This is a genomic window from gamma proteobacterium symbiont of Scutellera amethystina (genome assembly GCF_059730845.1).
This window is the reverse complement of sequence record NZ_AP035936.1, coordinates 26,114-53,071: the sequence shown is the minus strand read 5'-3', so window position 1 is coordinate 53,071 and position 26,958 is coordinate 26,114. Positions and strand designations below refer to the sequence as shown.

26 protein-coding genes are annotated in these 26,958 nt (G+C 53.2%); 10 read left to right on the top strand and 16 right to left on the bottom strand.

Annotated features, from left to right (window positions below; translation table 11 throughout):
- Nucleotides 1–47 precede the first annotated feature (47 nt).
- Nucleotides 48–1,322 carry an HlyD family secretion protein gene (locus tag AC6I79_RS20310; RefSeq protein WP_159377775.1) on the top strand — a complete coding sequence of 425 codons (1,275 nt, stop codon included), beginning with the start codon at nucleotides 48–50 and terminating at the stop codon, nucleotides 1,320–1,322.
- Nucleotides 1,315–3,414, top strand: coding sequence for a peptidase domain-containing ABC transporter (locus AC6I79_RS20305; RefSeq protein ID WP_159377550.1), 2,100 nt, complete (start codon nucleotides 1,315–1,317; stop codon nucleotides 3,412–3,414). The genes AC6I79_RS20310 and AC6I79_RS20305 overlap by 8 nt, the downstream gene beginning before the upstream one ends.
- Before the next feature lie 114 nt (nucleotides 3,415–3,528).
- Here the strand turns inward: AC6I79_RS20305 and AC6I79_RS20300 are convergent, their stop codons facing one another.
- The 9 genes from AC6I79_RS20300 to AC6I79_RS20260 form a co-directional block, all read right to left on the bottom strand.
- Nucleotides 3,529–3,915, bottom strand: a complete 387-nt coding sequence (locus AC6I79_RS20300; RefSeq protein ID WP_159377551.1) for a VOC family protein — start codon at nucleotides 3,913–3,915, stop codon at nucleotides 3,529–3,531.
- Nucleotides 3,916–4,079: 164 nt separating this feature from the next.
- Nucleotides 4,080–5,330 carry an MDR family MFS transporter gene (locus AC6I79_RS20295; RefSeq protein WP_498027821.1) on the bottom strand — a complete coding sequence of 417 codons (1,251 nt, stop codon included), beginning with the start codon at nucleotides 5,328–5,330 and terminating at the stop codon, nucleotides 4,080–4,082.
- Between the two features lie 11 nt (nucleotides 5,331–5,341).
- Nucleotides 5,342–6,103, bottom strand: coding sequence for a siderophore ABC transporter ATP-binding protein EitC (gene eitC, locus AC6I79_RS20290; RefSeq protein ID WP_159377553.1), 762 nt, complete (start codon nucleotides 6,101–6,103; stop codon nucleotides 5,342–5,344).
- On the bottom strand, nucleotides 6,103–7,140 hold the full coding sequence (locus tag AC6I79_RS20285) for a FecCD family ABC transporter permease (protein ID WP_159377554.1): 1,038 nt from the start codon (nucleotides 7,138–7,140) through the stop codon (nucleotides 6,103–6,105). Before AC6I79_RS20285 ends, eitC begins: the two co-directional genes overlap by 1 nt.
- A complete protein-coding gene (eitA, locus tag AC6I79_RS20280; RefSeq protein WP_021508766.1) occupies nucleotides 7,140–8,138 on the bottom strand; it encodes a siderophore ABC transporter substrate-binding protein EitA in 999 nt (332 codons plus the stop codon). Before eitA ends, AC6I79_RS20285 begins: the two co-directional genes overlap by 1 nt.
- A gap of 289 nt (nucleotides 8,139–8,427) precedes the next feature.
- Entirely contained in the window at nucleotides 8,428–9,630 is a 1,203-nt protein-coding gene (locus AC6I79_RS20275) for an MFS transporter (RefSeq protein WP_159377555.1), read from the bottom strand.
- Nucleotides 9,631–9,675: 45 nt separating this feature from the next.
- Nucleotides 9,676–10,437, bottom strand: a complete 762-nt coding sequence (locus AC6I79_RS20270) for an SDR family oxidoreductase (protein ID WP_021508768.1) — start codon at nucleotides 10,435–10,437, stop codon at nucleotides 9,676–9,678.
- Between the two features lie 55 nt (nucleotides 10,438–10,492).
- Nucleotides 10,493–11,308: an SDR family NAD(P)-dependent oxidoreductase gene (locus AC6I79_RS20265; RefSeq protein ID WP_104187693.1), complete on the bottom strand. Its 816-nt coding sequence runs from the start codon at nucleotides 11,306–11,308 to the stop codon at nucleotides 10,493–10,495.
- 151 nt (nucleotides 11,309–11,459) lie between these two features.
- Nucleotides 11,460–12,398 carry a GlxA family transcriptional regulator gene (locus AC6I79_RS20260; protein WP_159377776.1) on the bottom strand — a complete coding sequence of 313 codons (939 nt, stop codon included), beginning with the start codon at nucleotides 12,396–12,398 and terminating at the stop codon, nucleotides 11,460–11,462.
- A gap of 250 nt (nucleotides 12,399–12,648) precedes the next feature.
- Between AC6I79_RS20260 and AC6I79_RS20255 the strand changes: the two genes are divergently transcribed.
- Nucleotides 12,649–13,056 (top strand): Rid family hydrolase, encoded by a 408-nt coding sequence (locus AC6I79_RS20255; protein WP_021508771.1) that lies wholly within the window; start codon nucleotides 12,649–12,651, stop codon nucleotides 13,054–13,056.
- A 55-nt stretch (nucleotides 13,057–13,111) separates the two neighbouring features.
- Here AC6I79_RS20255 and AC6I79_RS20250 read toward each other — a convergent pair whose 3' ends face one another.
- From AC6I79_RS20250 to AC6I79_RS20225, 6 genes are all read right to left on the bottom strand, one after another.
- Nucleotides 13,112–14,752, bottom strand: a complete 1,641-nt coding sequence (locus tag AC6I79_RS20250) for an FGGY-family carbohydrate kinase (protein ID WP_058770441.1) — start codon at nucleotides 14,750–14,752, stop codon at nucleotides 13,112–13,114.
- 28 nt (nucleotides 14,753–14,780) lie between these two features.
- Nucleotides 14,781–15,734 (bottom strand): ABC transporter permease, encoded by a 954-nt coding sequence (locus tag AC6I79_RS20245; protein ID WP_058758909.1) that lies wholly within the window; start codon nucleotides 15,732–15,734, stop codon nucleotides 14,781–14,783.
- 1 nt (nucleotide 15,735) lies between these two features.
- Entirely contained in the window at nucleotides 15,736–16,725 is a 990-nt protein-coding gene (locus AC6I79_RS20240; protein ID WP_021508774.1) for an ABC transporter permease, read from the bottom strand.
- A complete protein-coding gene (locus tag AC6I79_RS20235; protein WP_159377777.1) occupies nucleotides 16,718–18,238 on the bottom strand; it encodes a sugar ABC transporter ATP-binding protein in 1,521 nt (506 codons plus the stop codon). The genes AC6I79_RS20240 and AC6I79_RS20235 overlap by 8 nt, the downstream gene beginning before the upstream one ends.
- A gap of 257 nt (nucleotides 18,239–18,495) precedes the next feature.
- A complete protein-coding gene (locus AC6I79_RS20230) occupies nucleotides 18,496–19,482 on the bottom strand; it encodes an autoinducer 2 ABC transporter substrate-binding protein (RefSeq protein ID WP_058776182.1) in 987 nt (328 codons plus the stop codon).
- Between the two features lie 473 nt (nucleotides 19,483–19,955).
- Nucleotides 19,956–21,290 carry an aminotransferase-like domain-containing protein gene (locus AC6I79_RS20225; protein WP_159377556.1) on the bottom strand — a complete coding sequence of 445 codons (1,335 nt, stop codon included), beginning with the start codon at nucleotides 21,288–21,290 and terminating at the stop codon, nucleotides 19,956–19,958.
- A gap of 94 nt (nucleotides 21,291–21,384) precedes the next feature.
- On the opposite strand from AC6I79_RS20225, the gene AC6I79_RS20220 reads away from it, so the two are divergent.
- The 7 genes from AC6I79_RS20220 (at nucleotide 21,385) to AC6I79_RS20190 (ending at nucleotide 25,994) form a co-directional block, all read left to right on the top strand.
- Nucleotides 21,385–22,287 (top strand): DMT family transporter, encoded by a 903-nt coding sequence (locus AC6I79_RS20220; RefSeq protein ID WP_159377557.1) that lies wholly within the window; start codon nucleotides 21,385–21,387, stop codon nucleotides 22,285–22,287.
- 153 nt (nucleotides 22,288–22,440) lie between these two features.
- A complete protein-coding gene (locus AC6I79_RS20215) occupies nucleotides 22,441–22,851 on the top strand; it encodes an ASCH domain-containing protein (RefSeq protein ID WP_159377558.1) in 411 nt (136 codons plus the stop codon).
- A 511-nt stretch (nucleotides 22,852–23,362) separates the two neighbouring features.
- Nucleotides 23,363–23,800, top strand: a complete 438-nt coding sequence (locus AC6I79_RS20210) for a VOC family protein (protein WP_150360141.1) — start codon at nucleotides 23,363–23,365, stop codon at nucleotides 23,798–23,800.
- Between the two features lie 188 nt (nucleotides 23,801–23,988).
- Nucleotides 23,989–24,609: a LysE family translocator gene (locus AC6I79_RS20205; RefSeq protein ID WP_104093487.1), complete on the top strand. Its 621-nt coding sequence runs from the start codon at nucleotides 23,989–23,991 to the stop codon at nucleotides 24,607–24,609.
- Between the two features lie 194 nt (nucleotides 24,610–24,803).
- A complete protein-coding gene (locus AC6I79_RS20200) occupies nucleotides 24,804–25,391 on the top strand; it encodes a GNAT family N-acetyltransferase (RefSeq protein WP_498027820.1) in 588 nt (195 codons plus the stop codon).
- Nucleotides 25,392–25,497: 106 nt separating this feature from the next.
- The gene (locus AC6I79_RS20195) at nucleotides 25,498–25,758 is read left to right on the top strand and encodes a hypothetical protein (protein ID WP_104093485.1); all 261 of its coding nucleotides are present in this window, start codon (nucleotides 25,498–25,500) and stop codon (nucleotides 25,756–25,758) included.
- The gene (locus AC6I79_RS20190) at nucleotides 25,758–25,994 is read left to right on the top strand and encodes a hypothetical protein (protein WP_159377560.1); all 237 of its coding nucleotides are present in this window, start codon (nucleotides 25,758–25,760) and stop codon (nucleotides 25,992–25,994) included. The genes AC6I79_RS20195 and AC6I79_RS20190 overlap by 1 nt, the downstream gene beginning before the upstream one ends.
- Nucleotides 25,995–26,147: 153 nt before the next feature.
- On the opposite strand, the gene AC6I79_RS20185 is transcribed toward AC6I79_RS20190, so the two are convergent.
- Nucleotides 26,148–26,897, bottom strand: a complete 750-nt coding sequence (locus AC6I79_RS20185; RefSeq protein WP_150360139.1) for a DeoR/GlpR family DNA-binding transcription regulator — start codon at nucleotides 26,895–26,897, stop codon at nucleotides 26,148–26,150.
- Nucleotides 26,898–26,958: the final 61 nt, after the last annotated feature.

The window sequence follows — 26,958 nt, the reverse complement described above, 5'->3', positions numbered from 1 at the left end:
GAAAAAGGATTTCCCACCATATAGTATACTTTTATAAGGAGATGACATTGTTTCGCAGGGAGGCGGTTGATTATCAGAGGATGAGATTGCGTGGCCGGACACTGCTGCTTCCCGGAATCCCTTTTTGGGCAGTGGCGAGCCTGTGTTTCTTTTTTATTGCAGCATTTTTGACATTCATTATCGCCGGAACCTATAGCCGCAGGATCAACGTCTCAGGTGAGATATCGACTTATCCCCGCGCTGCAACTCTCTACTCCGGTGTTCAGGGTACAGTTGTAAAACGATACGTTCACGAAGGGCAATCAGTTGAGGCCGGCTCGCCCGTATACCAAATTGATGTAAGCAAAAGTACACGTAACGGTGTCATAAGCGAAAATGAACGCAGGGATATTGACAACCAGCTTAACCGGATTTCACAGATAGTCAGTCGCCTGGAAAGCAATAAGAAAGCTACGCTGGACATGTTAGAGAAGCAAAAAGAACAATACATCTCAGCCTTCCTGCACTCTACGAATATTCTGCGTCGCGCACAGGAAGGGCTCCGTATCATGAAAGAAAATATGGATAACTATCGCCAGTATCAGAAGCTTGGACTCGTTAACAAAGAACAACTCATTAGCCAGGTAGCTCTTTATTACCAGCAACAGAACAGTCTTCTCGGTTTGTCAGTTCAAAATGATAATAATTCTCTTCAGATAACGTCACTGGATAGCCAGATCCATACTCAGGCAGCCGATTTTGACAATCAAATCTATCAGATGGAACTACAGCGCTTTGAACTTCAAAAAGAGCGAACCCGTATTGATGCCGATGACACCATTATCGTGCGGGCACTAGCCGCTGGTCGTATAGATTCGCTGAGCGTTACAGTGGGACAAATGGTTAATCCGGGTGATAGCCTGCTACAGATTACTCCAGAAAAAATAGAATATTACGCTCTGGTGCTTTGGGTCCCTGATAACGCCATTCCTTATATTAATCCCGGTGACCGGGTCAATATTCGTTATGAGGCTTTCCCAGTAGAGAAGTTCGGCCAGTTTGCCGGCACGGTTTCTGTTATCTCAAGAACGCCTGCATCGCTGCAGGAAATGCACAGCTACCGAAGCGCTCCCTCATCCGCTTTAAACACTGTTTCTCCCTATTACAAGGTCATCGTCAGGCCTGAAATGCAGGAAGTCAGGTATGTCGGAAAACGACTGCGCCTGGAAAATGGCATTCAAGCGCAGAGCACAATGTTTCTGGAGAAAAGGAAAATCTATCAATGGATGATCGCCCCCTTCTACGATATGAAGGTCAGTACTTCAGGACCAGTCAATGAATAGAATGACCTTTAAAACTTTGGTCGCGAAGTTGGAAATAAAGTTACGCAACCGACTGCCGATGATCCACCAGACCGAGTCTGCTGAATGTGGCCTTGCCTGCCTGGCAATGATCTGCGGACATTATGGCAAGAATGTGGACCTGATAGCGCTCAGGCAACAGTTTAATCTGTCATCTCGCGGTACTTCGCTATCCGGACTGACGGATATGGCTGAACAGTTGGGAATGAAAACCCGCCCTCTTTCGCTCGACATCGACGAGATTGGGGCTCTGAAGATGCCGTGCATTTTACACTGGGAATTTAATCATTTTGTAGTGCTGGTCAGCGCCAGGAACAATCGCATGGTGCTACACGATCCGGCGCGCGGACGGCGGACGGTTAGCCTTAAAGAACTTTCGCAGAGTTTTACCGGTGTGGCGCTGGAAGCCTGTCCTGGGAGTAATTTTACTGCCGAAAATGTCCTCAACAAAATTAGCCTCAGATCCCTTATTAGCAGCGTACACGGTCTAAAGCGAGCGCTCGGTAAAATATTTTGTCTGTCGCTGGTGTTTGAAACCATCAATCTGGTAATGCCGATCGGTACACAGCTGGTAATGGATCATGCCATACCGGCAGGAGACAAGAGTTTACTGACGGTAATCTGCGTCGGACTGATTTTTTTCATCCTGCTTAGGGCCGTAGTCGGTATGGTACGCGCCTGGTCAGCACTAATTATGGCAACGCTTATAAACGTGCAGTGGCAATCCAGCCTCTTCAGTCATCTGTTATGTCTGCCGCTCAGCTATTTTGAGCGACGTAAGATGGGTGATATCCAGTCACGATTTAGCTCACTGGATACGCTGCGCAACACTTTCACCACCAGTATAGTCGGTGCCATCATGGACAGTATCATGGTCATTGGAGTGGTGATTATGATGGTGCTTTATGGTGGATGGCTGACCTGGATTGTGATGGCATTTACCGTCCTTTATGTATTGCTGCGCCTGCTAACTTATGGACGCTACCGACAGCTGTCAGAAGAATCACTTGTCAGAGAAGCTCGTGCCAGTTCTTACTTTATGGAAACGTTATACGGCATTGCCGCTGTAAAAATACAGGGAATGGGACGGCGTCGCGCCGCCCACTGGTTAAACCTTGAAATTGACTCAATTAATACCAGCATTCGCATTACTAAAATGGACATGCTGTTTGGCGGTATCAACACATTGATTATTGCCTGCGATCAAATTACTGTGCTTTGGCTGGGTACGAGTCAGGTTATCGATAACCAAATGACTATCGGAATGTTTGTTGCATTCGGTGCTTTTCGGGGACAATTCTCTGATCGCATCAGTTCACTGACGGAGTTTGTATTACAGCTGCGCATGGTGAGCCTGCATAATGAACGCATTGCCGATATTGCACTAAATCCGCGGGAAAATCATAAACCTGACCGCTATTACGAAACAGGGTTAAAGCCTTTAGGACTGGAGACCCATGAAATTAGCTATCGTTACGACACTCAGTCACCTTACATATTTCGTAAAATGAATATCTCAATCCTGCCGGGGCAGAGCGTGGCAATCACGGGCCCTTCCGGGGCAGGAAAATCTACGTTACTTAAAATATTATGCGGGCTATTTTCCCCCGACAGCGGAAGAGTAGAGATAGAGGGTGTTGATATTCAGCAGATTGGAATCAATAACTACCATAAAATGATCGCCTGCGTCATGCAGCATGACAAGCTGTTCAGTGGTTCAATCAGGGAAAATATCTGTAGTTTTGCAGACGAGGCTGATGAAGTCTGGATGAAAGAATGCGCCCGCGCCAGCTACATTCATGAGGTGATTATGCGTATGCCGATGGGTTATGAAACTCTTATAGGCGAGCTGGGTGAAGGGCTTTCTGGCGGACAAAAGCAACGCCTGTTCATTGCGCGAGCACTTTATAAAAAACCATCAATTTTGTTTCTGGATGAGGCGACAAGTGCGTTGGATAATGAGAGTGAAGCGATGGTGAACCGGGCAATCAGAGAGCTCAACATTACCAGAATCATTGTCGCACACAGGGAAAGTACGATCGCCTCAGCTGACAGAGTTATTACTCTGGATTGATCGCAGTTGGATATCGTCAACAAAAGGATTCATGGTGCTTTTCGTCATTTATCATGTCTGCTTAGATTAAAAGCAAACAGATACAAACAGCAACGTCGCACTAATTAGTCCCCTCTAGCCCCACGCCCTGTTTTGCATCACCACCCGGTACCCGTCGGGATCGACGAAGGTTTGCCCATTCACATCCCAGTAAGGATTGAAAGAATTCGTCCGTTTAAAACCCGCTTCAACCATGCTTTCGCATGCCAGCTTCCATGCATTTTCATCCGGATAATAGAGGACGAGGAGATCGTCTTCGGTTGGCGAGGGTATAACGGGATGTCCCGGGCAGCAGGTGAATTCGAGGTGCCAGTCGAGGTCTTTTCGCCCCAGCATCACGCCATTGAAACCGTCGTGATCGTGGAATTCGGCAATTTTTTGCAGATCCAGTCCCTGACTAAACATCAGCACCGATCGTTCAAGCTGGGTGACGGGTCTGGCAATGCGCATGTGCGTAAACATCTGGCTAGACTCCTGAAAACGTTTTTCTGGGTGTTGTTAACCCGGTAGAGTTTACACATGATCGGGTTGGTCATTTGTCGATGAGAGCCTGCGCAACCTGCCCTGCCCGCGTTGTGCGCGTCTGGCTATGCTCCGCGCCGTTATAACCCGGATGGCAGCAACGGTTATTCAGGTTTCCCGATCGGCGCACTGCGCAGCGGGCGACAAATCACGGTCATGGCAACGGCGCTGCACAGGGGAAACAGCGCCAGCAGCAGCCAGGGATAAATAGCCTGCGTTGAAGGGACAAGCGCGTTGTCCAGCAGCGGTCCTAACATTAAATTGCCGGCCAGCACCGCGAAGCCGCTGGCGGTGGCCAGGGCGCCGTAATGTGCACCCAGCGTCGCGGGGTCGGCAAAACGGGGAATCAAATCCTTGGCCGACGGCACCAGCAGCATCTGGCCGAATGTCAAAAACGTCACCAGACACACCGCAGGGATCAATCGCAGCCAGCCGTCAGGCGGGGTTGTTGACGCGAACAGGGCCACGCTGGCAAACGCGGCGGAGAGCAGCAAAAAACCCACCGGTAAAACTTTTACCGTTCCCACGCGTCGTGCAAAGCGCGCCAGCGGCAGCTGAAAAGCGATGATCAACACCGAGGCCAGCATAAAAAGTGGGCCAAGATCTTTCTCGCTGCCGCCTGCTCGCCGAATCTCCACTGGCAACGCCAGATACAGCTGGTTGTAGCTCAAAAGCCACGAGCTGTAAGCCACGATGAAAGCGACAAAACGCGGCTGGCGGAAGATCATCCACCAGGGGACAATTTTTAGCGCCTGTTTGCTGTTACCTGTAGCAGGGAGAAAAAAGTACAGGACAATCAGCGCGATGACAAATACCGCGGCCCCTGCCAGCGCCACCTGGCGGAAACCGAATCCGGTCAGCAGTGCGCCAGCCACCGGGCCCAGTACGGCACCAAGTTCGCCGCACACCGCAAACAACGCAAACCACTCCGCGCGGCCGCGCTTGCCTTGCGCCTCGCTTTGCGTTCCCGCTTTGGCCAGCAGCGCTTCAATTGACGGGGAAAACAGCGCACCGCCGATGCCTGTCAGACAGGCACCCAGAATGATCGGCCACAGCGATTGCCCCAGCGCCAGCAAAAGATAACCCGCAATCCGGACCAGACAGCCACACAGGATAATGATCTTTGCGCCGTAACGGTCAGAGAGCGCACCGCCCAGCAGAAACATCCCCTGTTGGGAGAACGTGCGTAATCCCAGAATCAGCCCGATAACGCCGCCGGAGAGCAACATATCATCGCGTAAGAATATCGCCAGAAAGGGAACAACCGCGTAAAAGCCAATATTGAAAACAAACTGGCTGCCCAGCAAAACGCCCGGGCGCAGGGTAGAGACAGGACGCAGCGAGAAAGAAAGCATGCTACCTGGCCCTAAAGAATGAAATGAATGTGCTTCTTGCCATGAAAGCGGGAGATCTCAATTTTGGTTTTCACCCGGAATACCTGCCAAAGCAGCGCCTCGGTCAGGATATCCTGCGGCGTGCCGGTTGCGATGATTTGACCGTTCTGCATCACGATCAGCGAATCACAGAACATCGATGCGTGGTTGAGATCGTGAATGGCGACAATGCTGGTAACCGGTAACTCGCTGATCAGCTGCATTAATTGCATCTGGTGATGGATATCCAGATGGTTGGTCGGTTCGTCCAGCAGAATTTCGCTCGGCGTTTGCGCCAGTGCGCGGGCAATGTGCACACGCTGACGTTCGCCACCGGAGAGACTCAGCCATCCCTGCTCACTTTTCTCCAGCATGTCCACGCGCTGCAGAGCGGCCGTCACAGTCTCGTCATCGTGCGCACTCCAGTTAGAGAATGGCGAATGATGCGGAATGCGCCCCAGTTTCACCACATCGCGCACACGCATATTGGCGTCAGTCATGCCGTGCTGCTCGACGAATGCCACCCGACGACCAAGCTGTTTGCGGGCGATGCGGGCGATATTTTGCCCGTCCAGCGTCACACAGCCGGTATCCGGGCGCCGCAGGCCGGCAAGGATGCGCAGGAGGGAAGATTTACCACAGCCGTTTGGACCAATCAGCCCTACCGTTTCACCACGGGAAATGTGCAGCGACACGTTATCGACGATGACCTTTTTTCCGACCTTCCAGCTAATGTTGTCAGCGGAGATACTCATTATTTATTCCCCGAACGCCAGATAATCACCGCAAAGAACGGCACGCCAACCAGCGCGGTCACCACGCCTACCGGCAGGCTTTGCGGGGCAATCAGCAGGCGTGAAGCAATATCTGCCAGCACCATCAGAATGGCACCGGCCAGTGCGCTGGCAATCAGTAACGTGCGATGCAGCGGACCAAAGAAGAAACGCATGACATGCGGCACCACCAGGCCAATAAAACCAATCGAACCGGCCATGCTGACGATGGTGGCGGTGATGAGCGCGGTGGTGATAAAGAGCGCCAAACGCACCTGAGGCACCGCAATGCCCAGCGAAGCAGCCGCATCATCACCAAAGGTGAACGCATCCAGCGCCCGGGAATAGTAAAGACAAACGGCCAGCCCGATGGTCACTACCACCAGCACCAGCTGGAATTCCGGCCAGCGCACGCCACTGAAGCTGCCCAGCAACCAGAACATCACATCGCGCGCCTGCTGCGCACTGGCAGAAGTGCTGATGGTGTAAGCGGTGATGGCATTAAACAGCTGGGAAGCCGCAACGCCAGCCAGGATGGTGCGTTCATTACCGCCGCGCGCCCCTTTCGTCAGAAAAGCGACAAAGGCAAAGGCGGTGAAGGCGCCGGCAAAGGCTCCCGCCGACAGCGAGACGGCCCCGCTGCCGATGCCCAACACCACGACAGAAACCGCCCCGGTGGAGGCACCGGCAGAGACACCGAGCACATAAGGCTCAGCCAGCGCATTCTTCAGCAGGCTTTGCAAAACGGCACCGCAAATCGCCAATCCGGCGCCACAGCATGCCGCCACCAGCGCCCGGCTCAGGCGAAAGTCCCAAATCACACTTTCGTAGATGCGGCTCAGGGGAACGTGCGTGAGCCCCATTTTATTGCTAATGGCATAAAAGACGCTTTTTAGCGGGATCGACAGTTCTCCGACGCTGACACCGGTCGCAATCACCAGCAATAATAACGCCACGGCAGCCACCAGCGAGGCGGTCAGGAACAGCCCCTGTCGCGCCTGAACAACAGCGATAGTCATCAGTTCAGTTCCAGTTTTCTCAGCTGCTCACCCACCTGTTCGGCTCCGTAGATAGTGCGGATGGTCGGGTTCATGGCCTGGCCATCCATCACCACGATGTGGCCTTTTTTTACCGCATCCAGCTGGCTGACGGCAGGATCGCTTTTCAGGAATTTGATTTTCTCTTCGGCTTTATCCAGCGCCCAGCGATTGCGATCGAGACTGGAGACCACGATCACATCCGGATTGGCAGCAATGATGCTCTCCCAGCTGACCGTCGGCCATTCGGTCTCTGACGTGATGGCGTTGTGCCCGCCCAGCACGCTGGCGATGAATCCGGATGGACTGTTTTTACCGCCCACATAGGCATCTGCAGACGGTGACGAGCTTGAGAACCAAAACACAAACGAGAGATCTTTCTTGCTGCTACCAAACTCCTGACGCAGTGCCGCTTCACGTTTTTTGAAATCGGCAATCACCGCCTGGCCACGATCTTCCACGTTGAAAATTTTGGCGAAGTCCTGAATCTCCTGATACAGGTACGTCATATCCCACAGCTGCTGGCGACTGCCATACATATCCCCTGCGGCTTTTTTGGTGGCGCACATTCCTGGCGACACATAACTGTTCACGCCAAGGGTGATTAAATCTTCGCGTTTTGCCACCTTGCTCTCGGGTCCCAGCAGCAGCGGCGTCTGGGCAGGAACGAAGTCCGGATTTTGCGCCAGCACGGATTCGAGGGTGGGGATTTCTACCGTCAGCGTTTTGATTTTTGCATTCTGTTCAGCCAGCTGTGGCAACACTTTAGTTGGCCAGAACGCGCTGGCGATGACCTTATCCTGCAGGCCGAGCAGCAGCAAAATTTCTGCGGTATTTTGCCCCAGCGCCACCACGCGCTCAGGCGGTTTGGTGAAGGTCTCTTTATAGCCGCAGTTTTCAATCGTGAGAGGATAGGTGGTGGCCAGCGCAGAACTAACCGATGCAAACACCAAACATAACGTGCAGATGACCTTTTTCATTAACCCCTATCCCCATTGATATTGTTTTGAGAAGCCCGCGCCGCTTTAATGCAAATGAAACTCATTAACGAAGCGGGCTTTTATACAATGGGCATTTTAAGGTGTCAACGGGAGATTGTTTCCCAGAGTTATCATCGTCATGGACCTGCCAGGATCGCATACCGGACGTTCTGTAAAAGCCTGTCCGCAGCCAGCCGGTCCCCTTCCCTGCTGGCGTCACGTATTTAATACGCAGAGCATGCCAGGCCAGCATTCGCTTCGCGGCACCCGGTAAGAGGCGTCCGCCGATTCAGGCCTGACGCTGACCGCACTCAGCGATGTTTACCGGTTGCCTGCGCTTTTCTGACAGCTGCAGACTGAGCATCGCCAGCAGAATAAAGACCACCGACATGCCGATCAGCCCGTAAAAGCCGGCCAGTGGATATATCCATGATGCGACCGCCGAGCCAAAGCCGATACCGCCAAACATGAAGGCACTGGTCAGCGCCAGCGCAATGCCGCGATGGCGGACTGATGCCAGCTCGACGATCCGGCGCTGCTGGCTGGGCCAGAGCAGATCGGTGGCAAACGCCCAGACCACCAGTGCCGCCAGCAGCACGACCAGCGCTTTCGGCAGCACGGCGATAAGCGCCGTATCGACAATGAGCAGCGTCATGCCGCTCAGCAGCAGCTTCTCAGCGGTAAAGCGTGTCGCCGCGCGGGTGACCCAGAGATTGCCCAGCACGCCGGCAACGCCCAGCACGGCCAGCGCTGCGGAGACCGCATGCGTGCCGCCAGTGTAGGTGTCGCGAATGAGCGGCGCGATAAAAGCGTAAAAGCTGTAAACGCCGGAAGTAATAAAAAACACCACCAGGAAAGCCGTCAGGTATTTGCCATCGGCCAGCACGCCGGCCATCTCACGCAGCCGGATGCGCGTCCCGGCACTGTCATCCGGCACCGTCAGCAAAATATTCAGCCCGCTCAGCAGACTCAGCAATCCGACCAGCACAAACAGGGCTTTCGCGCCCCACAGGCTGGCTACCCAGGCGGCGAGCGGAATACCGGCAAGGCTTGCCATCGATACCCCGAGCAGCACCATGCCGATGGCCCGGCCGCGTAGCTGTTCATGGACCAGTTCGGAGCCCAGCGCAACCAACACCGGACCGATGAACCCGGCGCCGGCCCCCATCAGGATGCGTGAGGCGAGCAGTGCGTTGTAGCCCGGCGACAGCACAAACGCGAAGGCGCCCAGGCTAAATAGTGCAATGCCGGTGAGCACCAGCCGACGACGGCGCAGGTGACCAAACAGCACCTGCACCAGCGGAGCCGCCAGCGCGAAGGTGAGTCCGAAAACACTCAGTAAGCGCGCGCTCTGCGCATCAGTCAGCTGCCAGGCTGCTGAGATGGCCGGCAGACTGCCAGCGACAGACAGCGCGCCGGTAGCCTGAACGAAGTAGGCAATGCTCAGCGCACGCAGCGCGCGGCGCTGGGAAGAGGTGATGACAGCGTTCATTATTTCTCTCCGGCATAAACTTCAGGGGCGCTGCCCCTGAAATGTTTACTGAACAGGAATCGGGTTATCCGCCACAGACTGGTTGAACTGATTCACCAGCGTATGCTCGTTCGCGCCCGGGTTATCGCGCACCGGCAGCACGCGGTCGACAATCGCTTCGATGGTGTCGGTACCCAGCTTTTCAAACGTCTCGCTGATGAAGGCGTCCAGCGGCATGGCGCGCGGGTCGCCGCTTTTATAAATCAGATCGGTATCCACCCACGGCGGTGAGATTTCGATGACCTGCACGCCGGTATCACGCAGCAGGAAGCGCTGCGACAGGGTATAGGAGTGAATCGCGGCCTTGGTGGCCGAGTAAAGCGCGTTGGTCGCCAGCGGCAGGAAGGCCAGCACCGAGCTGTTGTTAATCAGCACCGCGTCCGGCTGCTGCTTCAGGTGTTCGATAAAGGCCGCACTGACGCGTACCGGTCCCAGAATGTTGGTGTTCAGTAGCGTCACCGCCTGCGCGTCATCCAGTTCGCCCGCCGCATTATCAAACGGCATGATGCCAGCATTATTGATGACCACGTTCAGGGCCGGATAGCGTTCCAGCACGCTCTGTGCGGCGGCCTGAATGCTGTCGGCGCGCGTGACGTCCAGCACCACATAGTCCATGCCCGGACTGGCGGCGGTGACTTCCTGCAGCAGCGCCTCGCGGCGTCCGGAGATGATCACCTGGTTGCCCAGCTGATGAAATTTTTCTGCCATTGCGCGGCCGATGCCAGAAGTGCCGCCCGTGATGAAGATGGTGTTATCGGTCAGTTTCATGATCTGATTCCTTAATGGGACAGTTATTAGGATTGCGATTCTGAATAAGGGGCGTTCAGTGCACAGAGACGGGCCGATAGCGTTCAGCCGGCGCGTCGCTGCCGAGGTGCGGCATCATGGACTGACGCGCCTGCTCATAGCGGGTCCAGAGCGCTTCGTCCTGCAGGGACGGAATAGTAATGAGCTCGCCGCGGGCGAAGCCGGTGAGCGCCGCATCAACCATCTCCTGCGCGCTCATGACGATGTTCGGGTCAAGCTGGTCAACCGGCAGACCGCCGTTATCCCAGAACGGCGTTGCGGTGGCACCAGGCAGTACGGCCTGTACCTGAATCCCCTTACCGGCCAGTTCATGGTGCAGCGACTGACTGAACGCCAGCACGTAAGCCTTGCTGCCGCCGTAAACACCGTTCAGCAGCTCAGGCGCAATGCTGACGATCGAGGCGATGTTGATGATGGCGCCGCGTCCGCGCGCCACCATGCCAGGCACCAGCGCATAGGTCAGGCGGGTCAGCGCGATGACGTTGAGGTTAATCATGGCGTTCATCTGCGCCACGTCGCTGTCCAGCAATGGGGTATGGGTGCCGATGCCGGCGTTATTCACCAGCAGTGTGATGCTCGCGTCCTGACGCAGCTTTTCTTCCAGCGCGTTCAGCTGTGCGGCATCGGCCAGGTCCGCGGTGATGACTTCCACGCTGCGGCCGCTGTCGGTAGTGATGTGTTCAGCCAGCTGGTTCAGGCGGTTGTGATTGCGGGCCACGATGATCAGGTCATAGCCCATGCGTGCCAGGCGGCCGGCGTACAGTGCGCCCATACCGGTAGAGGCACCGGTGACAACGGCAGTGCCGCGGTTGGTGTGTGTCTGCTGCGTCATGATATTCACCTTGTCAGTTATCGGGTTGGTGAATTCATAGTACGCAGTCGCGCACCGGCGCGGCTGACGAGAAAGGTCGTGATTTCGGACAACATGATGACCGGGATGCCGGCCATCGTGATCAGAAGGCGTTCAGGCGTGACAGCGCGCGTCAGGCTTTACCGGTGCGCAGCGACTGCGGCGGGATGCCGTAACCGCGAATGAACACTTCCCGCATATGGCGGCGATCGCGGAAGCCGGATTCTCGGGCTATCACCTCCATCGGCAGCCTGCTCTGCTCGATCAGCAAGCGGGCGTTTTCCAGTCGTAATCCCTCAATAGCTTTGGCCGGCGACTTGCCCGTCTCAGAACGGAACAGGCGGCTGAGCTGCCGCGCGCTGAGGTGAACGGCATCCGCAAGGTCTTCGATGGTCAGCGCTTTGCTGAGATTGTTGCGCGCATATTCCAGCGCCGACTGCAGCCGGTCGCTGCGCGGAGAGAGCATCAGCATCTCAGAGTGCTGCGTCTGTCCGCCGGAGCGGCGGTGATGCATGACCAGCAGGTGCGCCACGCTGCGCGCCACTTCGGCACCGAGATCTTTCTCCACCATTCCCAGCGCCATATCCAGTCCGGCGGTGAGTCCCGCCGAGGTCCAGATGTGATCGTCAATAATGAAGATGCGGTCTTCTTCTATCCGCGTCGTCGGGTGCAGCAGTTGCAGACTCTGGGCATGTACCCAGTGCGTAGTGGCGCGGCGCTCCGATAACAGACCGGCCTGCCCCAGCACGAATGCGCCGGTACAGATCCCGGCCACCCGGCGGGCCCGGGGCGCCTGCACCTGCAGAAAATCAACGATGCCCGCTGTGGCCGGCAACTCCAGCGGTGTCATTACACCTGCGACCAGCCAGGTATCCATTTCCATATCTGTATGGATCGGCTGGCTGTCGACGCCGAAGCCGGAAGAGGACTGCACCGCGCCACCGCGCTCTGAATAAACCGTGCAGTGGTAAAACGGTTCGCCGTTTACCTGATTGGCAAACTCAAAAATGCTCAGCGTGGATAATCCCAGAACCTGGAAATGATCGGAAATCAGTAAACCTACCCGGTGCATCATCGTCTCCTTCAGTCGTCCGGCACCGTCTGCCACACTGTGTCCGGCCTGATGTTAAGCAGGGTGAGCCATGACAATAACCCGATTTCGTTCAGCGGTATCACCTGCGGAAAAATAAAAAAGGCGATGACACCGACCTGCTGCGGATCTTCTGCGCCGTTTTATGTTAAGAGTACCCGATCGGGCAGTTCGCCAGGCATAGGGTTTTAAACAGGCGGCCATTGCCCAGGTCATCAATCAGAGAAAAACCATGAAAAAATCGATCGTTCCTGAAGAATTTCAGCACTATTACCATGACTGGCACTTCTCTCCCGTTATCGAAGCCGATGGCACCCTGTATCTTTCCGGGGTGACGGCAGCGCGGAAAGACAAACCGATAAGTACCCACCCTGAAGAACAATTCCATGATGCGTTTTATAAGCTGGGTGTGTATTTAAACGCTGCCGGACTGGACTATGAACATATACTGGAGATGACCACCTTTCATATCGATCTTAAAAAACACATCGGGGTATTTTCTAAGGTCAAAGATGTGTATATCAAAGCCCCCTACCCGGCATGGTCTGCCATCGGCGTGTCAGAGTTCATTCCGGAAAACGCCCTGGTGGAAATGCGGATTGTGGCGAAAAGGGTGCTTCAGGCGGATGGGCAAAAATAACCGCAACCGCCGCTTACGTCACAGGGCTGTGATTACAGCCCTGCTTCTTCGGCAATTATTCGACTTTTCCCTGCATCAGCTGCCGGTATTTCATGCTGTCGTGGTACATCTCATGGAATACACGGTATTTACGGTCGTAATACTCTTTGATTTTGTTGGTCTGCGGCGTGATGGTCTTACCGATGCGGCTCATGGCGGCCATCGCTTCGGGTAAAGAGTCGTACGCACCCGCCGCCACGGTGCCCATCATGGCGCTGCCGAGCAACATGGCTTCACTCTCTTCCGGTAACAGCATTGCGCAGCCCGTCGCGTTGGAATGTTCCTGCACAAAGATGGGATTTTTGGTGCCGCCCCCGCTGGCCATAATGGTATCAATGCAGTAACCACTCTGGTTCATGGTCTCAATAATGTGGCGAGTGCCAAGCGCCAGCGCCTGAATGGTGGCGAGATAATGCAGCGCCATGTCTTCCGGCGTGCGTGACAGTTTCAGGCCAGTCAGCGTGCCGGTCAGGGTCGGATTGGCACGCGGTGAGCGGTTGCCATGGAAATAAGGCAGCATATGAATGTCTTTGGTCAGGAAGGCAATATTCTCGGGTTCTCCCGCCATCTTGCGCAGTATGCCGTTGAGCACTTCATAGATGGTTTTGCCGCTGTCTTTGCCCTGCTTGAGCAGATCCTGATAACACGGATGCGACTGAATCACATGGTCAATCAGCGCGCCGGTGGTGGATTGCCCGCCTTCGTTCAGCCAGTAATCCGGCAAAATCGCCGAATAGTACGGCCCCCAGATGCCGCCGATATAGCGCGCGCTGCGCGACATCGCCATATGGGCCGTGGACGTGCCGCCAATCAGCGCGATGCGGTTGTCAAAATCCGCTGATTCGCCGGATGCGCCGCTGGCACCGAGAATACCGAGGCTGCCGGCGTGCGCATCAATAATCGAAACGCTGACCGCCGTGCCCGCCATTAACCCCATCTCTGCGGCGGCGCGCTGCGTCAGGCCATGCCCCAGCGGCTCACCCATGGTTTTCACTTCGCTGCCGATCTTTGCCGCGTTGTTTTCCAGTAAATCCTCCAGGCCAATCTGGCGGAAATAGCTCGGATCCCAGCGGTCTTCATGGCCGATATAGGTCCATTTGCAGACGGTAGAACATAAAGAGCGCGTGGTATCCTGGGTGGCACGCCAGGTGAGGAAATCCGGCAGGTCGAACAGATGCCCGACGTTGCTCCAGGTGGTCGGCATGTGCTGTTTCAGCCACAGCAGTTTGGGAGTCTGCATTTCCGGCGAGATAATCCCGCCAACAAACTCCAGCACGCGATGGCCGGTGGCATTGATGCGTTCTGCCTGCGTGATAGCGCGGTGATCCATCCAGACAATAATGTTCTGCTCGCTGCGTCCGGTCGGGCTGACGGTCAGCGGTTTGCCTTCTTTATCCAGCACCACCAGCGAACAGGTGGCGTCAAAACCGATGCCTTTCACCTGAATCGGGTTGATATCCGCCTGACTGATAACGTCTTTAATCGCGTTACACACGGACTGCCAGATCTCATCAGAGGATTGCTCAACAAAATCAGCTTTCGGGCGGTAGAGCGTGATCTCCCGGCTGGCCTGGCCGAGCATACGGCCAGTCATGTCGAAGACGCCCGCGCGGGCGCTGCCGGTTCCTACGTCGACGCCAATAAAATAACTCGCCATGTTCTTTCCTTTCTTGAAAAGCTTTCGCTTATGATTTTCTGTTTTGCAGAGCGATAAACAGGATCAGGACACAACCCCACAGCGCCATGGTCAGGTAACTACTGACGCCCATCAGGTTCAGGCCGCTTTCCAGCATTTGCAGCACGATGAGCGCCAGCACCAGCCCAATCACCCGGCCAAAACCGCCGTCAGGGTTAATGCCGCCAAGCACCGAGGCCAGAATGGTCACCAGCAAATAGGAGTCGCCGTAGCCAGCCTGTGCCGAGTTAAATTTGGACATCATCAGCAGTGCCGCGCCCCACCCCAGCAGAGCTGAAAGGACGTACACCGCGATGGTGACTTTATGCGTGTTGACCCCGCTGAACCGCGTCGCCTGCTCGCTGGAACCCATCAGATACAGGCTGCGGCCGAGCGTAGTGTGTTCCAGAAACACCCACAGCAGCAGCGCCACCAGCAGGAATAACACCAGGGCGACCGGGATACCCAGCAGGCTGCCGTTGCTGAGGTACTGAATCACCGGCGGGAAACCGGAAATGACCGCGCCGTTGGTCAGCAGAATATTCAGTCCGGCGATCAGCGTCATGGTGCCGAGGGTTGCCAGAATCGGTGAAACTCCGATAAAGGCAATCAGCGCGCCATTGAGCACCCCAATCACCAGCGCCACACCCAGACCCGCAAGCAGCGCCAGTGCGACATATTCCGGCTGGTTCGGATGCGCCACCAGAATCGCCGCCATCACCAGCGAACACGCGTTGGCACCGGCAATGATCGAAAGGTTGATCCCGCCGGTCAGCATGGTAATGCCCATCCCCAGCGCCAGCATGCCCAGAATCGGTAACTGCGAGGAGATCGACTGGAAATTGCCGACGCTGTAAAAGCTGCCACCCAGCGTAAAGGAGAACAGCACCGCAACGGCCACAATGATCAGCAACTGCAAACGGATGATGCGGTCGCCGGGGAAGAATCGGTTTAACGTCGTCATGTCACATCCCCTTCGCCAGTTTGCGTTTTTCGTTCCACGCGGTGCTGCTAATGCTGACCAGAATGATCGCGCCGCTGAACACCTGATGCCAGTAAGATGAAATGCTCAGCAGGGTCATGCCATTTTGCAGGAAGGCCAGCAGCATCACGCCCAGAATGGTGCCGGTTAGCGAGCCGCGCCCGCCGGTCATGCTGGTGCCGCCTAATACCACCGCCGCCAGCACCGTCAGTTCATAACCGAGCAGGGAATTAGGTGCCACCGACTGGGTAATTTGCGCCTGTACCACGGCAGCAATACCCGCCAGCAATCCCATAAAACCGTAAACGTAAAAATGCAGCCGCAGGATGTTCAGACCAAGACGCGATGCGGCGTCACGGTTGCTGCCCATGGCGTAAATCTGGCGGCCCACGCGGGTGCGATTCATCAGGACGCCGGTAACGATGATCACTCCCAGCAGGCAAAGCAGCGGCAGGGTCAGGCCATAGTCGTAACCGTCGGCGGCGGTGAAAGAGAACCAGCTGATCCCGTTCATAAACCAGTCGGGGAAACCGTACAACCAGGTGCCGTTAGTCAGATACACCAGCAAACCGTAAAACAGGTTCAGCGTCGCGATGGTGATAATGATGGCCGGCACGCGCAGCCAGTACACCAGAAAACCGTTGACCAGGCCGAGCAGCAACCCAATCCCCATCGACATGGCAAACGCCAGCGGAAAGCTGCCACCGTGATGAATGATGTAGCTCGCCATCACGTACTGACCGATGGAGGTGACAGCGGGAAAGGAGATGTCGATGCCGCCGGCAATCAGCACCACAAACAGTCCACAGGCCAGAATGCCCAGAATGGCATAGCTGGTGGCGACGTCTGTCAGGTTACCCAGCGTCATAAATTCACTGCTGCTGGCGCTCAGACCCACCACCAGCAGCAGCACCAGTAATCCCAGCCAGAATTCGTGCTGGGTAAACAGTTTCGATAGCGATTTGTTACCCATTAATCACCTCCGCAATCTGCGCTTCGCTGCTCTGGTGCGGCGCGAACTCCGCTACCAGTTCGCCTTTGCGCATCACCAGCACGCGATGGCTGTTGTAATACGCTTCCGGGATTTCATCGCAAATCATCAGCACCGCCATGCCGGATTCCGCCAGATCGCGGGCAATGCGGTAAATGCCTTCTTTATTGGCTATATCCACCCCTACCGTTGGTGAATCGAGGATCAGGATATGGGGCCGCGTCGCCACCCATTTGGCGATGGCGATACGTTGTGCATTGCCGCCGGAGAGCGTCTTAACCGGTAAACTGCTGTCCGGAACTTTAATGTTCAGGTCACGGATCAGGTCTTTAACCACCGCCGCGGCTTTGCGGTGATCCATCAATCCGGCGCCGGTATGCAGCTTGTCGAAAATCGATACCAGCGTGTTGTCATAAATGGATTGATCCATGATGAGCCCCTGCGTCAGCCGGTCTTCCGACACATAGGCGATGCCGTGACGAATGGCGTCGCGGTTAGAGTGGAATTTCACCACCTTGCCGTTAATGCGGATCTCTCCGCTGTCCGGCTGGCTCATGCCAAACAGGCTCAGACAGAGTTCCGTGCGGCCCGAACCGAGCAGGCCGATAATCGACGTGATTTCTCCCTGGCGCAGCGACAGCGAAATATTGTGATACTGCCCTTTGCGGCTCAGCTGGCTGATTTCCAGCAGTGGCGTCACATCGGCCGGCGCCTGGTGCGGCAGGTGGCTATAGGTGAAACGCTGCCCGGTCATCAGGAACGCCAGTTCATGGCTGTCGAGTTCACTGGCCGGATAGGTGCCGACCAGTTTGCCGTCGCGCATCACGCTGATACGATCGGCTACTTCCATCACTTCATCGAGACGGTGACTGACGAACACCACGCAGATACCGGCAGCTTTGAGTTCATTCACCACCCGCAGCAGACCATTCACCTCGCTGCGGGTCAGTGACGCCGTCGGTTCATCCATAATCACCAGACTGGCGTCAGCAGCGATGGCACGGCATATTGCCACTAACTGGCGGTCAGCGATCGACAGCTTTTCAACTTTACGATCCGGATCCAGAGCAACGCCGACCCGTTGCATCGCCGCCAGCGCTTTTTTGCGCATTGACTCGCGATGTACCCAGAAATCACCGCCCGGTAAATAGCGGTGAATAACGATATTTTCGGCGACTGACAGATTGGGAAATAACGACAAATCCTGATAAATAACCTGAATACCGTAATAAGAAGACAGCTGTGGCGTCAGGGTATGAAAAAGTTTTCCGTCCAGCGTAATGGCCGCGCCCTTTTCCGGTTGATAAACCCCGGAAATGACTTTAATTATGGTGCTTTTGCCGCAGCCATTCTGCCCGGCCAGACAATGCACCTCACCTTTATTCAGCGTCAGGCTGACATTATCCAGTGCTAATACGCCGGGGAACTTTTTACTGATTTTTTCGAGGCTGATAAAGGCCTCAGCATTGGCGGGGGACGTGCTGAGCGTATTCATCATAGATCCTTAAGCCTGCCCATCCTATTTCCAGCCGGGTGTTGGCGATGCTCGCTTATCCGAATCATTTATTTATATCTCATCGAATTTCACTGACTTTCGCCGCGCCTGACGCGAATTATTCAGGGTATATGTTTTCAATCTCTGAGTAGAAGTTCAGATACAGCACAACATACAACGCCGTATCTGTTTCTATTTGCCTGGTGTGGCGCTGGAGATAATCTATCTCCGTTAAATTAAGGTGTTAAACATTCTTATCAGAAGCCAAGTGATTTCGCATTCTCTGGCGTTACTTCGAGAATTTTATTAAAGCGAATCACTTTCTTATCCATATCGACATCGGCTTTGCCCAGACCTTCAATGCTCAGGTCTTTAGTGACTTCTTTACCCTGCAGCAGCTGATCGGCAACCGAAACCAGGGCGTAACCGGCATCTTTTGGATCCCACAGCAGGACTTTCTTAATGTCACCGCGCATCAGATATGGCGCAGCCTGAGCCGGCATAGCGATACCGACAACCGCGATCTTATTTTTTGCGCGCTTCTGCTGAACCGCCTGGCCGGCACCGATCGGACCAAGGGAACCGAAACCAATAATCCCTTTCAGATCAGGATAGGTTTTCATTAAATCCAGCGTGGTGGAGTATGATTTATCAATATTTTCTGCCACCGGCAGGCGTGACGTGACTTCATGCATGTCCGGGTATTTTTCTTTCTGATATTTGATCGCCGCATTGGCCCACGCATTATGTAATGGCACGGTCAAAGAGCCGACATAAATGGCATAACCGCCTTTGCCACCCATATCTTTTGCCAGCTCGTCCATATTGGCTTCCGCATATTTCTGGCTGTCGATGGTTTCGACATCCCACTGACCAATTTGCTGGTCCGGCGATTCATGGGTTAATACCACGATGCCCTGCTCGCGCGCTTTTTTCAGTACCGGCTCCAGTACTTTGGCATCGTTTGGCACCACAATGATGGCGTCAACTTTTTTGGCAATCAGATCTTCAATCACCTTGACCTGCTGCGCCGGATCGGGCGTCGATGCGCCAACCTGATAAGCGTTGACATCCAGTTTCTGCGCGGCTTCTTTTACGCCGACTTCCATGCGGGTGAACCACGGAATACCGGTAACTTTGGCCACCACGGCGATATCGTAAGGTTTGGCAGCGAATGAGGGTGTTGTGAATAACATGCACGCTGAAACCACACATGCACTGACTAATGCGAGGTTAAATTTCATTTTGGTACCTTTCTGATGAGGTTCTGGTATAGGGAACAGGCGGTTGCTATTTAATTCACGCTCAGAGATTAACTTACGCGTACATAGGTTTTCGCGCAGATGTGATGGAAATGTGAGCAAAGCCCATAAATGTTAAGTTATATAATTTTAAATGTTAAATAAATGTTAATAGATGGAGGGTTCTGGCACGCTTTTGAGCTTTATAATAGCTTTCACTGCCATTTTGCAACATTAAAACATCTAATTATTAACAATAATGTTACATACAAAACACCACGCTAAGGGTTTTACGACTGAAAAGTCACCGCGGTGTCTTTTAAATTGCACGGATTGTGAACAGCGTCACGGGAGCAGGCGCAGAGGTTTTGCACTGCCTGTGCAGATGCCCGGGCACGATGAAACCACATCCGCACCAGAGGCAGATCGGGCATGCACGCAGCTATAATTCCTTATGAGCGAGGAGCGGACAGCGCTCAAAGATCACTCTCATACTCGATAGCCTCTTTAATTTTCGCCAGGGCCTCGCTCAACTGACTCATCGTGACTGAGCCAAGCGCCAGACGAATAGCATGCGGCACACAGTTTGAAGTGCTGAAAGGCTCTGCTGTGGAAACAGAGATATTTTGCTGCATCAATCGATGTACAAGCCTGTCAGCCCTCACTTCCTGAGGCAGTGATAACCAGATAAAGTAAGCGTTGGCATGGCTTACCCATTCACTGTTCACAAGTATTTTGCGCGCCAGCGCCTGCCGCTGACGCGCGTCCCGTCTTTTCAGCGCCTCAAAGCGTTTAAGTGTGCCATCTTTAATCCAGTCGCAGACAATCGAAACCATGAGGGAGGGAGTATTCCAGGTCGTTGCCCTGATGGCTCGCTCCAGGGCGATTCGCATTTCAGCGGGACACACCACAGCACCGACGCGCAGGCCAGTGGCAACGCTTTTAGCAAAACCGGTAACATAAACGGTTCTTTCGGGCGCATAAGTGGCAAGCGGCGGCGGTGGACGACGGACAAGAAATGCATAGGCCGCGTCTTCGATGATAAGCAGATCGAACGTTCTGGCAATCCGGGCCAGCTCCCTGCGCTGGGCATCATTCATAACCCAGCCAAGCGGGTTATGCAGTGTTGGCATGGTATACACCGCGCGCAGGCGCCGGCGTTGGCAGATTTGCCTGAATGCCGTCAGGTCCGGTCCACTGGCATCAGCGGGTATTGCCACCAGTTCCAGATGATAGAGGCTGGCCAGGGCTTTGAAGCCAGGATAGGTCAGAGCATCTACTGCCACCACATCCCCGGGTTTCAGCAGCCCCATGACAGCAACGCTAAGACCGTGCTGCGCGCCATTTACAATTAAAACCTCATCAGCAGATGCGGTCAGGCCGGAGTCATTAAGCCATAGCGCGATTGTCTCCCTGTCGCTTTGCCTGCCAGCGTGCGGCTGGTAACGCAACAGTGAAGCCAGATCGCCAGATGTGGCCAGCTGTCGCATTGCTTCGCGTAACCGTTCCGCCTGGTCCGGTAGCGAAGGATAGTTGAAGTTCAGATCCAGCACGTCTGACGCCACTGCGTGCTGATCCAGACCCAGCCCTTCGGGCAGCGAAATTTCCCTGACAAACGTTCCTCTTCCGGTTTCTCCGCTCACCAATCCCATGGCTTCCAGCTCAGCGTAAACGCGGGTAGCCGTTGCCAGAGACACGTGCTTTTCAGCCGACAGCGCTCTGTGGGTAGGCAGGCGGGTGCCCGGCACGAGCGCGCCTGTTCGTATCGCGGAAGCGAATTCATCCACGATGACTTTGTATCGAGCTTTCATGAATTGTATCTATGACAATTATTTGATTGTCCTGGATGCTGGTACTTAGCATGGGCGCTGTCAACGTTATCTGTTAAATCATTTATCAAACTTAATGAGGTCTGTTGTGACAGCTACCAAGGTAAAAAATACACATTCTGGCCTGAAGTCAGGTTGGCTGAACGGGCTGACCGGCGTGATCATCTTCAGTGGCTCTTTGCCCGCAACACGCATAGCAGTGCGGGAAATGGATCCCTTTTTTCTGACTTTTTCACGTGCTTCAATTGCCGGTGTGCTGGCCATTATGATGATTCTCTTTTTAAGTCAGGCTCGTCCTCAGCGACATCAGCTGATTTCTCTGGTTGTCGTTGCTACAGGTGTAGTGGTTGGTTTTCCTCTTCTGACAGCCATGGCGCTGCAGCACGTTACCTCGGCTCACTCTATTGTCTTCCTCGGTCTGCTACCCATGGCGACGGCTATTTTCGGCGTTGTCAGAGGAGGCGAAAGGCCCAGGCTGGCTTTCTGGATTTTTTCAGTCGCCGGCAGCCTGCTGGTGATGGGATTTGCCCTACTCCAGAAAGGTTCTGTATCAGTAACCGGCGATCTTCTGATGCTGGCTTCCGTGATTGTGTGTGGCCTCGGCTATGCCGAAGGTGCAAAGCTTTCGCGTGAATTGGGAGGATGGCAGGTTATCTGCTGGGCACTGATTATGTCCCTGCCGCTGATGCTTGTTGCCACCCTGGAGACCTTGCCGGAGAACATGGGCGAAATAAGCCTGCAGGCGTGGCTTTCACTGGGATATGTATCGCTGTTCAGTATGCTGATTGGTTTCATTTTCTGGTACAGGGGACTGGCTGCGGGCGGCATCGCCGCTGTGGGACAATTACAGTTGCTGCAGCCATTCTTTGGTCTCGGACTTTCAGCAACGTTACTGTCTGAAACGGTAAGCCCGATGATGATTCTCATAACGCTCGGCGTGATCCTGTGTGTCGTTGGCTCGCGCAGGTTTGCAGATTAGTCCTTAGCCTCCTGTCGTCTGGATTTACGTAAGTGTCCGCGTTGGGCAAAAAGTGAACTACAATATGCGACGATCAGCCTGATTATTAATACCGGTACAGTTCATGCTATAAACGATGAAACTTTTCATTCACCGACGATTGAGGGAATTTTCATGTTTGCGGTTGAGGAAATAAAAAAGAAGTATCCTGGCGCAGATGCCTGGCAAATGGGTGACAGTGCGGAACTGGCCAGCGAGCTGGCGGAACTGGTAAAAAAAGGCATCAAAACAGCTTCCTGCGGATCGTTTACCGCTTACCAGCAGGAGGAGTCTGCTCCGAAGATTGGGAGCTATAACATTATTCTTGATGGTCAGAATACCCCGGTCTGTGTGATCAGATTGATTTCACTGCGGCTGGTGCGTTTTTGTGATGTAACAGAAGAGTTTGCCCGCAAAGAAGGTGAAGGCGATTTAAGTCTTGAATTCTGGCAGAAAGAACACCAGCGCTTTTTTAGCCGTGAAGGTCATTTTTCAGAAGATATGGAGTTGATTGCTGAAGAATTTGAAGTGGTGGAAATGCTGTAAAATCAGGCAAATAATTAGCATTTTATCGGCGGCCATCAATAATAATGTCCGCTTTTAGCCTATAGATGACTTAGCACAAGTCCGTGTCTGCTAAAAGCGCGAAGCGGTCACCCGCTGTTTATCGACAAAAAATGCAGGCTTGTAGCATAATGCTTATCAATTGAGAGTAAACAGCAGGCACATTTTTGTAGCGGCGCAATTTATTGCGCGAAGCATTGATGGGCACGGTGCTGCTATTAGTAGGCGCGATTAATCGCGCCGCTACGAAATGTGCGGTAAGTAAATTTGGGACTTAACTGAACGGCATTAAGGCTTATAGCATGGTTGCTTATTTATCAACGGGAGCTGGTTTCTATCCATCTGATGCTGTGTATCCATCATAAATGCATAGTTAAACCGATTTCAGTAATGCTTTTTCCTGGAAAAAATCCCATCGCATTTAGTGTGTAGCAATAAAGCAGGCTTATCATATAGTTGGATGGTCAACTTTCGAAACTCAGCAGGTAATCGAATGATCTTAAGTGTTAATCACGTTGGTTTTTCAGTTAAAAACATTGAAGACTCCGTATTCTTCTGGACTCATATCCTTGGAGGTGAATTATTACGCGAAGGAAAAATGTCTGGACCCATAATCGATGAAGTCACAGGTGCAAGGGGAGCTGATGTACGGATGGCTTTGCTTGAACTGGCTGGTATCAAAATTGAATTACTACAATATAATAATATTGAGCAGCCAGCAGAACCTTCAGCACCTTATATCCCAGGCTACGCTCACCTTGCTTTTACAGTTGAAGATCTTGATACACTGTTGAGCAAAGTATCAGACTATGGCTGGAAGACGCCGGGTAAACCTCAGACAGTGTTGTCAGGACCGATGAAGGGAACCAGAGTAATATATTTACAAAGCCCTGATGGTCAGACGCTAGAGTTGATGGAGCACAGTCAATGAAGTCCACATGGCATAGCCCGTTATCTGCTTATTGAAACAGTGATGTTTGCAAAGTCCGCTTCTGGCACAAAGCGGACAGACGCGGAGCATGGTCCGCTATGAGCGAAAAGCGGACACTTAAAACTGATATTTGTTAGATTGATTACAGGGAACTAAATGATTAACATCTGCTCTTTCGGACAAAGAAAATGACTGTTAACGATTCTCTCTTCGCATTCTCTCTCGCAGCATTGTTACTTACCCTGACCCCCGGCCTTGATACGGCACTTATTCTGCGCACTGCTTGTGCAGAGGGCGGCAAAAAGGCTTTTCACGCTGCGCTTGGCATTGATGCTGGCTGTTTTTTATGGGGGGCGCTGGTCGCATTAGGCCTTGGTGCACTTCTGGTGGTTTCAGAAATGGCTTATACGGTGCTTAAAGTTTGTGGCGCGGTCTACCTGAGCTGGCTGGGTTTACAACTGCTGATACGTCCCCGATCATCTTTCAGTGATGGCGATGATGACAATGGTTTTCAGGGGAACTGGTTTATCAGAGGAATGTTGGGAAATGTGCTAAACCCTAAAATGGGCATTTTCTATGTCTCCTTTTTGCCGCAGTTCATACCTGCCGGTCACTCTCCTTTGATATGGACTTTTATCCTGGTCAGCATCCACGTGGCGATTGGGACTATATGGTCAGTCACACTCATTTTAAGCACGCATTTTGCGTCAGCTATTTTGAAGAAAAATCGCGTTGTCCAGATGATGGACAGAGCAACAGGGGGCTTATTTTTATGCTTTGCGGCTAAACTTGCTATGAGCACAAGATAGCTGGCAGGACTGGCTGAAAACGTCCGCTTCTGGCACAAAGCGGACGTCAGCAACCGCATCATACGGTCCCTACAGAGAAACCGGGTAGACAGCTTTTGATATCAGGGCTGAAAGGTTTCAAAGAAATGCTTCTCAGCCTATGTCTCACATATTAATGTGTTTAAACAAATCACTTACATGGAATGAAGAGAGTAATGTACTGGGAGTCAGAAAGGCTGCTTTACAGACCAGTAGTAATGTCCGATCTGGATGCGCTGTTTGGCATTTACGGTGACATCAGAACTCAAGCGTTTAACCCGAGGGGTCCACATCGGGACATTGAGCATAGTCGTAATGCTATCCTGCAGCGAACCGCAGATCGTGAGCGTTATGGGTTTGACGACTGGGCTGTTTCTGAAAAGGCGGATCCAGAAAGGATCATTGGCTTTGGAGGTGTATTTGTTAGTCAGTTCAATGGCCGACAAACGAATAATTTGGGCTACCGGTTTGAACCAGAATCATGGGGGAAAGGTTATGCAACCGAGCTTGCCTGTCGCGCTTTAATATATGCATTCGACGAGCTAAAACTTCCTGAAATTGTCGGAGTTACACGCGAAAATCATATCGCCTCTCGCCGCGTTCTTGAAAAAGCAGGTCTGTTGTTTAACCAAAGGATAGACAATCATGAGGACCCACCGGCTAACCTGATGTTCACTCTGACTCTCGAGCAATGGAAAAGGTTAAAACGACAGCCTCGATGCATGGTTACATCTTTTGACTACATAATGTTAAGTCCACTATGAGCTAAGAACGTACATCGATTTTTGAGAAGGATAACTGTTATGATAAATTCTGACGTAAAGACATTCAATTGATAGAAATCGGTGAAGGTAATAAAAGGGAGGTGTAATGTTCGTCCCGGATTTTATTAATGAAGTTCATGGAGAGTTTATACTTGTAGCCAGCCACAGCCTGGCATCTCCGGAATCAATAAAACTCAGTATTGCGTATAATATTGCCAGAATATCCTATGGACTATCGCAACTTCCATCGCACATTCAAACTTGTCGGGTCGTCTATGATATCAGAGGACAATCGATCTCCGACCTGGTCCTGGCCCAGATTAAAGAAGCATTCGAGCAGGTAGCAATTGTGGAGTTTAAATTCTGATGGGACTTCAGTTAATTGTAAAAGCTGATCTTAAGAAGATAGAAAAAGCTTTGGGCTCACTGACATCAGGTTGTGAAATATTCGCTATTGCTGAAGGCCTTTTCGGCATTTCAATTCCAGAGCGAACTCTCTCATCCGTAGGTGAAGATGTCGTTCTACACAAACTTGAACAACTCAAGCGTTTTGACCTTTGGCAGGGGGCCTGGCAAGAGCCAAAACGGCGTTGGCTCTGGTGAGTTTCAGCTTTGAGCGATCTGCGGATATTACTGACAACGCGGTGTATCAATCTTTTGGGGCAGGTCATGGACATTCACAGCTTTGCCATGCAGGTCATGCACAATCACGAACCGATCTGTTTCGCAGATGCGTCAAAAAGGCAGCGTAGAACACTACAACAGCGAGACATGCTTCTGCTTTAAAACCATGCGCAGCTCTTTATCAGGTTCGCCATCAACAATCAGCGTACTGGCCAGCTCCAGATCCCCAATCGCGAAGGCGGAGGCGGAATTAAGTTTCTCTTTTGACACCATGACAACGGTCTCGGCGGCTCTCCCCGCCAGCGCGCGCTTTATGCCAGCCTCTTCATAGTTGCCGGTCGTGAGGCCGGCGGTTTTATGCACGCCGGTAACGCCCATGAAAAACAGATCAGCATTAATACGCGCAGCCGCCTCATGGACAGCCGATCCCACCGCGACCACCGAGTGGCGATAGAGCAGCCCGCCCAGCGTTATCACTTCTACCCGTGGAAAATCCACCAGCGCAACCGCAATATCGGGGCTGTGGGTGATCGCCGTGAAAGCCAGGTCTGCTGGCAGCAACTGCACCAGTTCTGCTGTGGTAGTGCCGCCATCAATAATCACCACCTGACCGGGCTGAATCAGCTTCACCGCCTTTTGTGCCACACACTGTTTGGAACTCATTTGCACGTTTTTGCGTTTTTCGAAGGATGCCAGCGCGGCTGAAACCGGCAGCGCGCCGCCGTGCACGCGCTGTAACAATCCTTCAGCGGCCAGTTCCCGCAAATCGCGGCGTATTGAGTCCTCGGATATGCCGAAACGCTGACTGAGCTCACCTGACATCACCTGATTTTCAGCCGCCAGAATCTTCAGAATCTGTTGTTTACGCTGGCTCGATAGCATAATTACCACTCACGTTTTTTCTTGAATTTGCACGATTATGCATGATAGCGTCTGTTTTGTC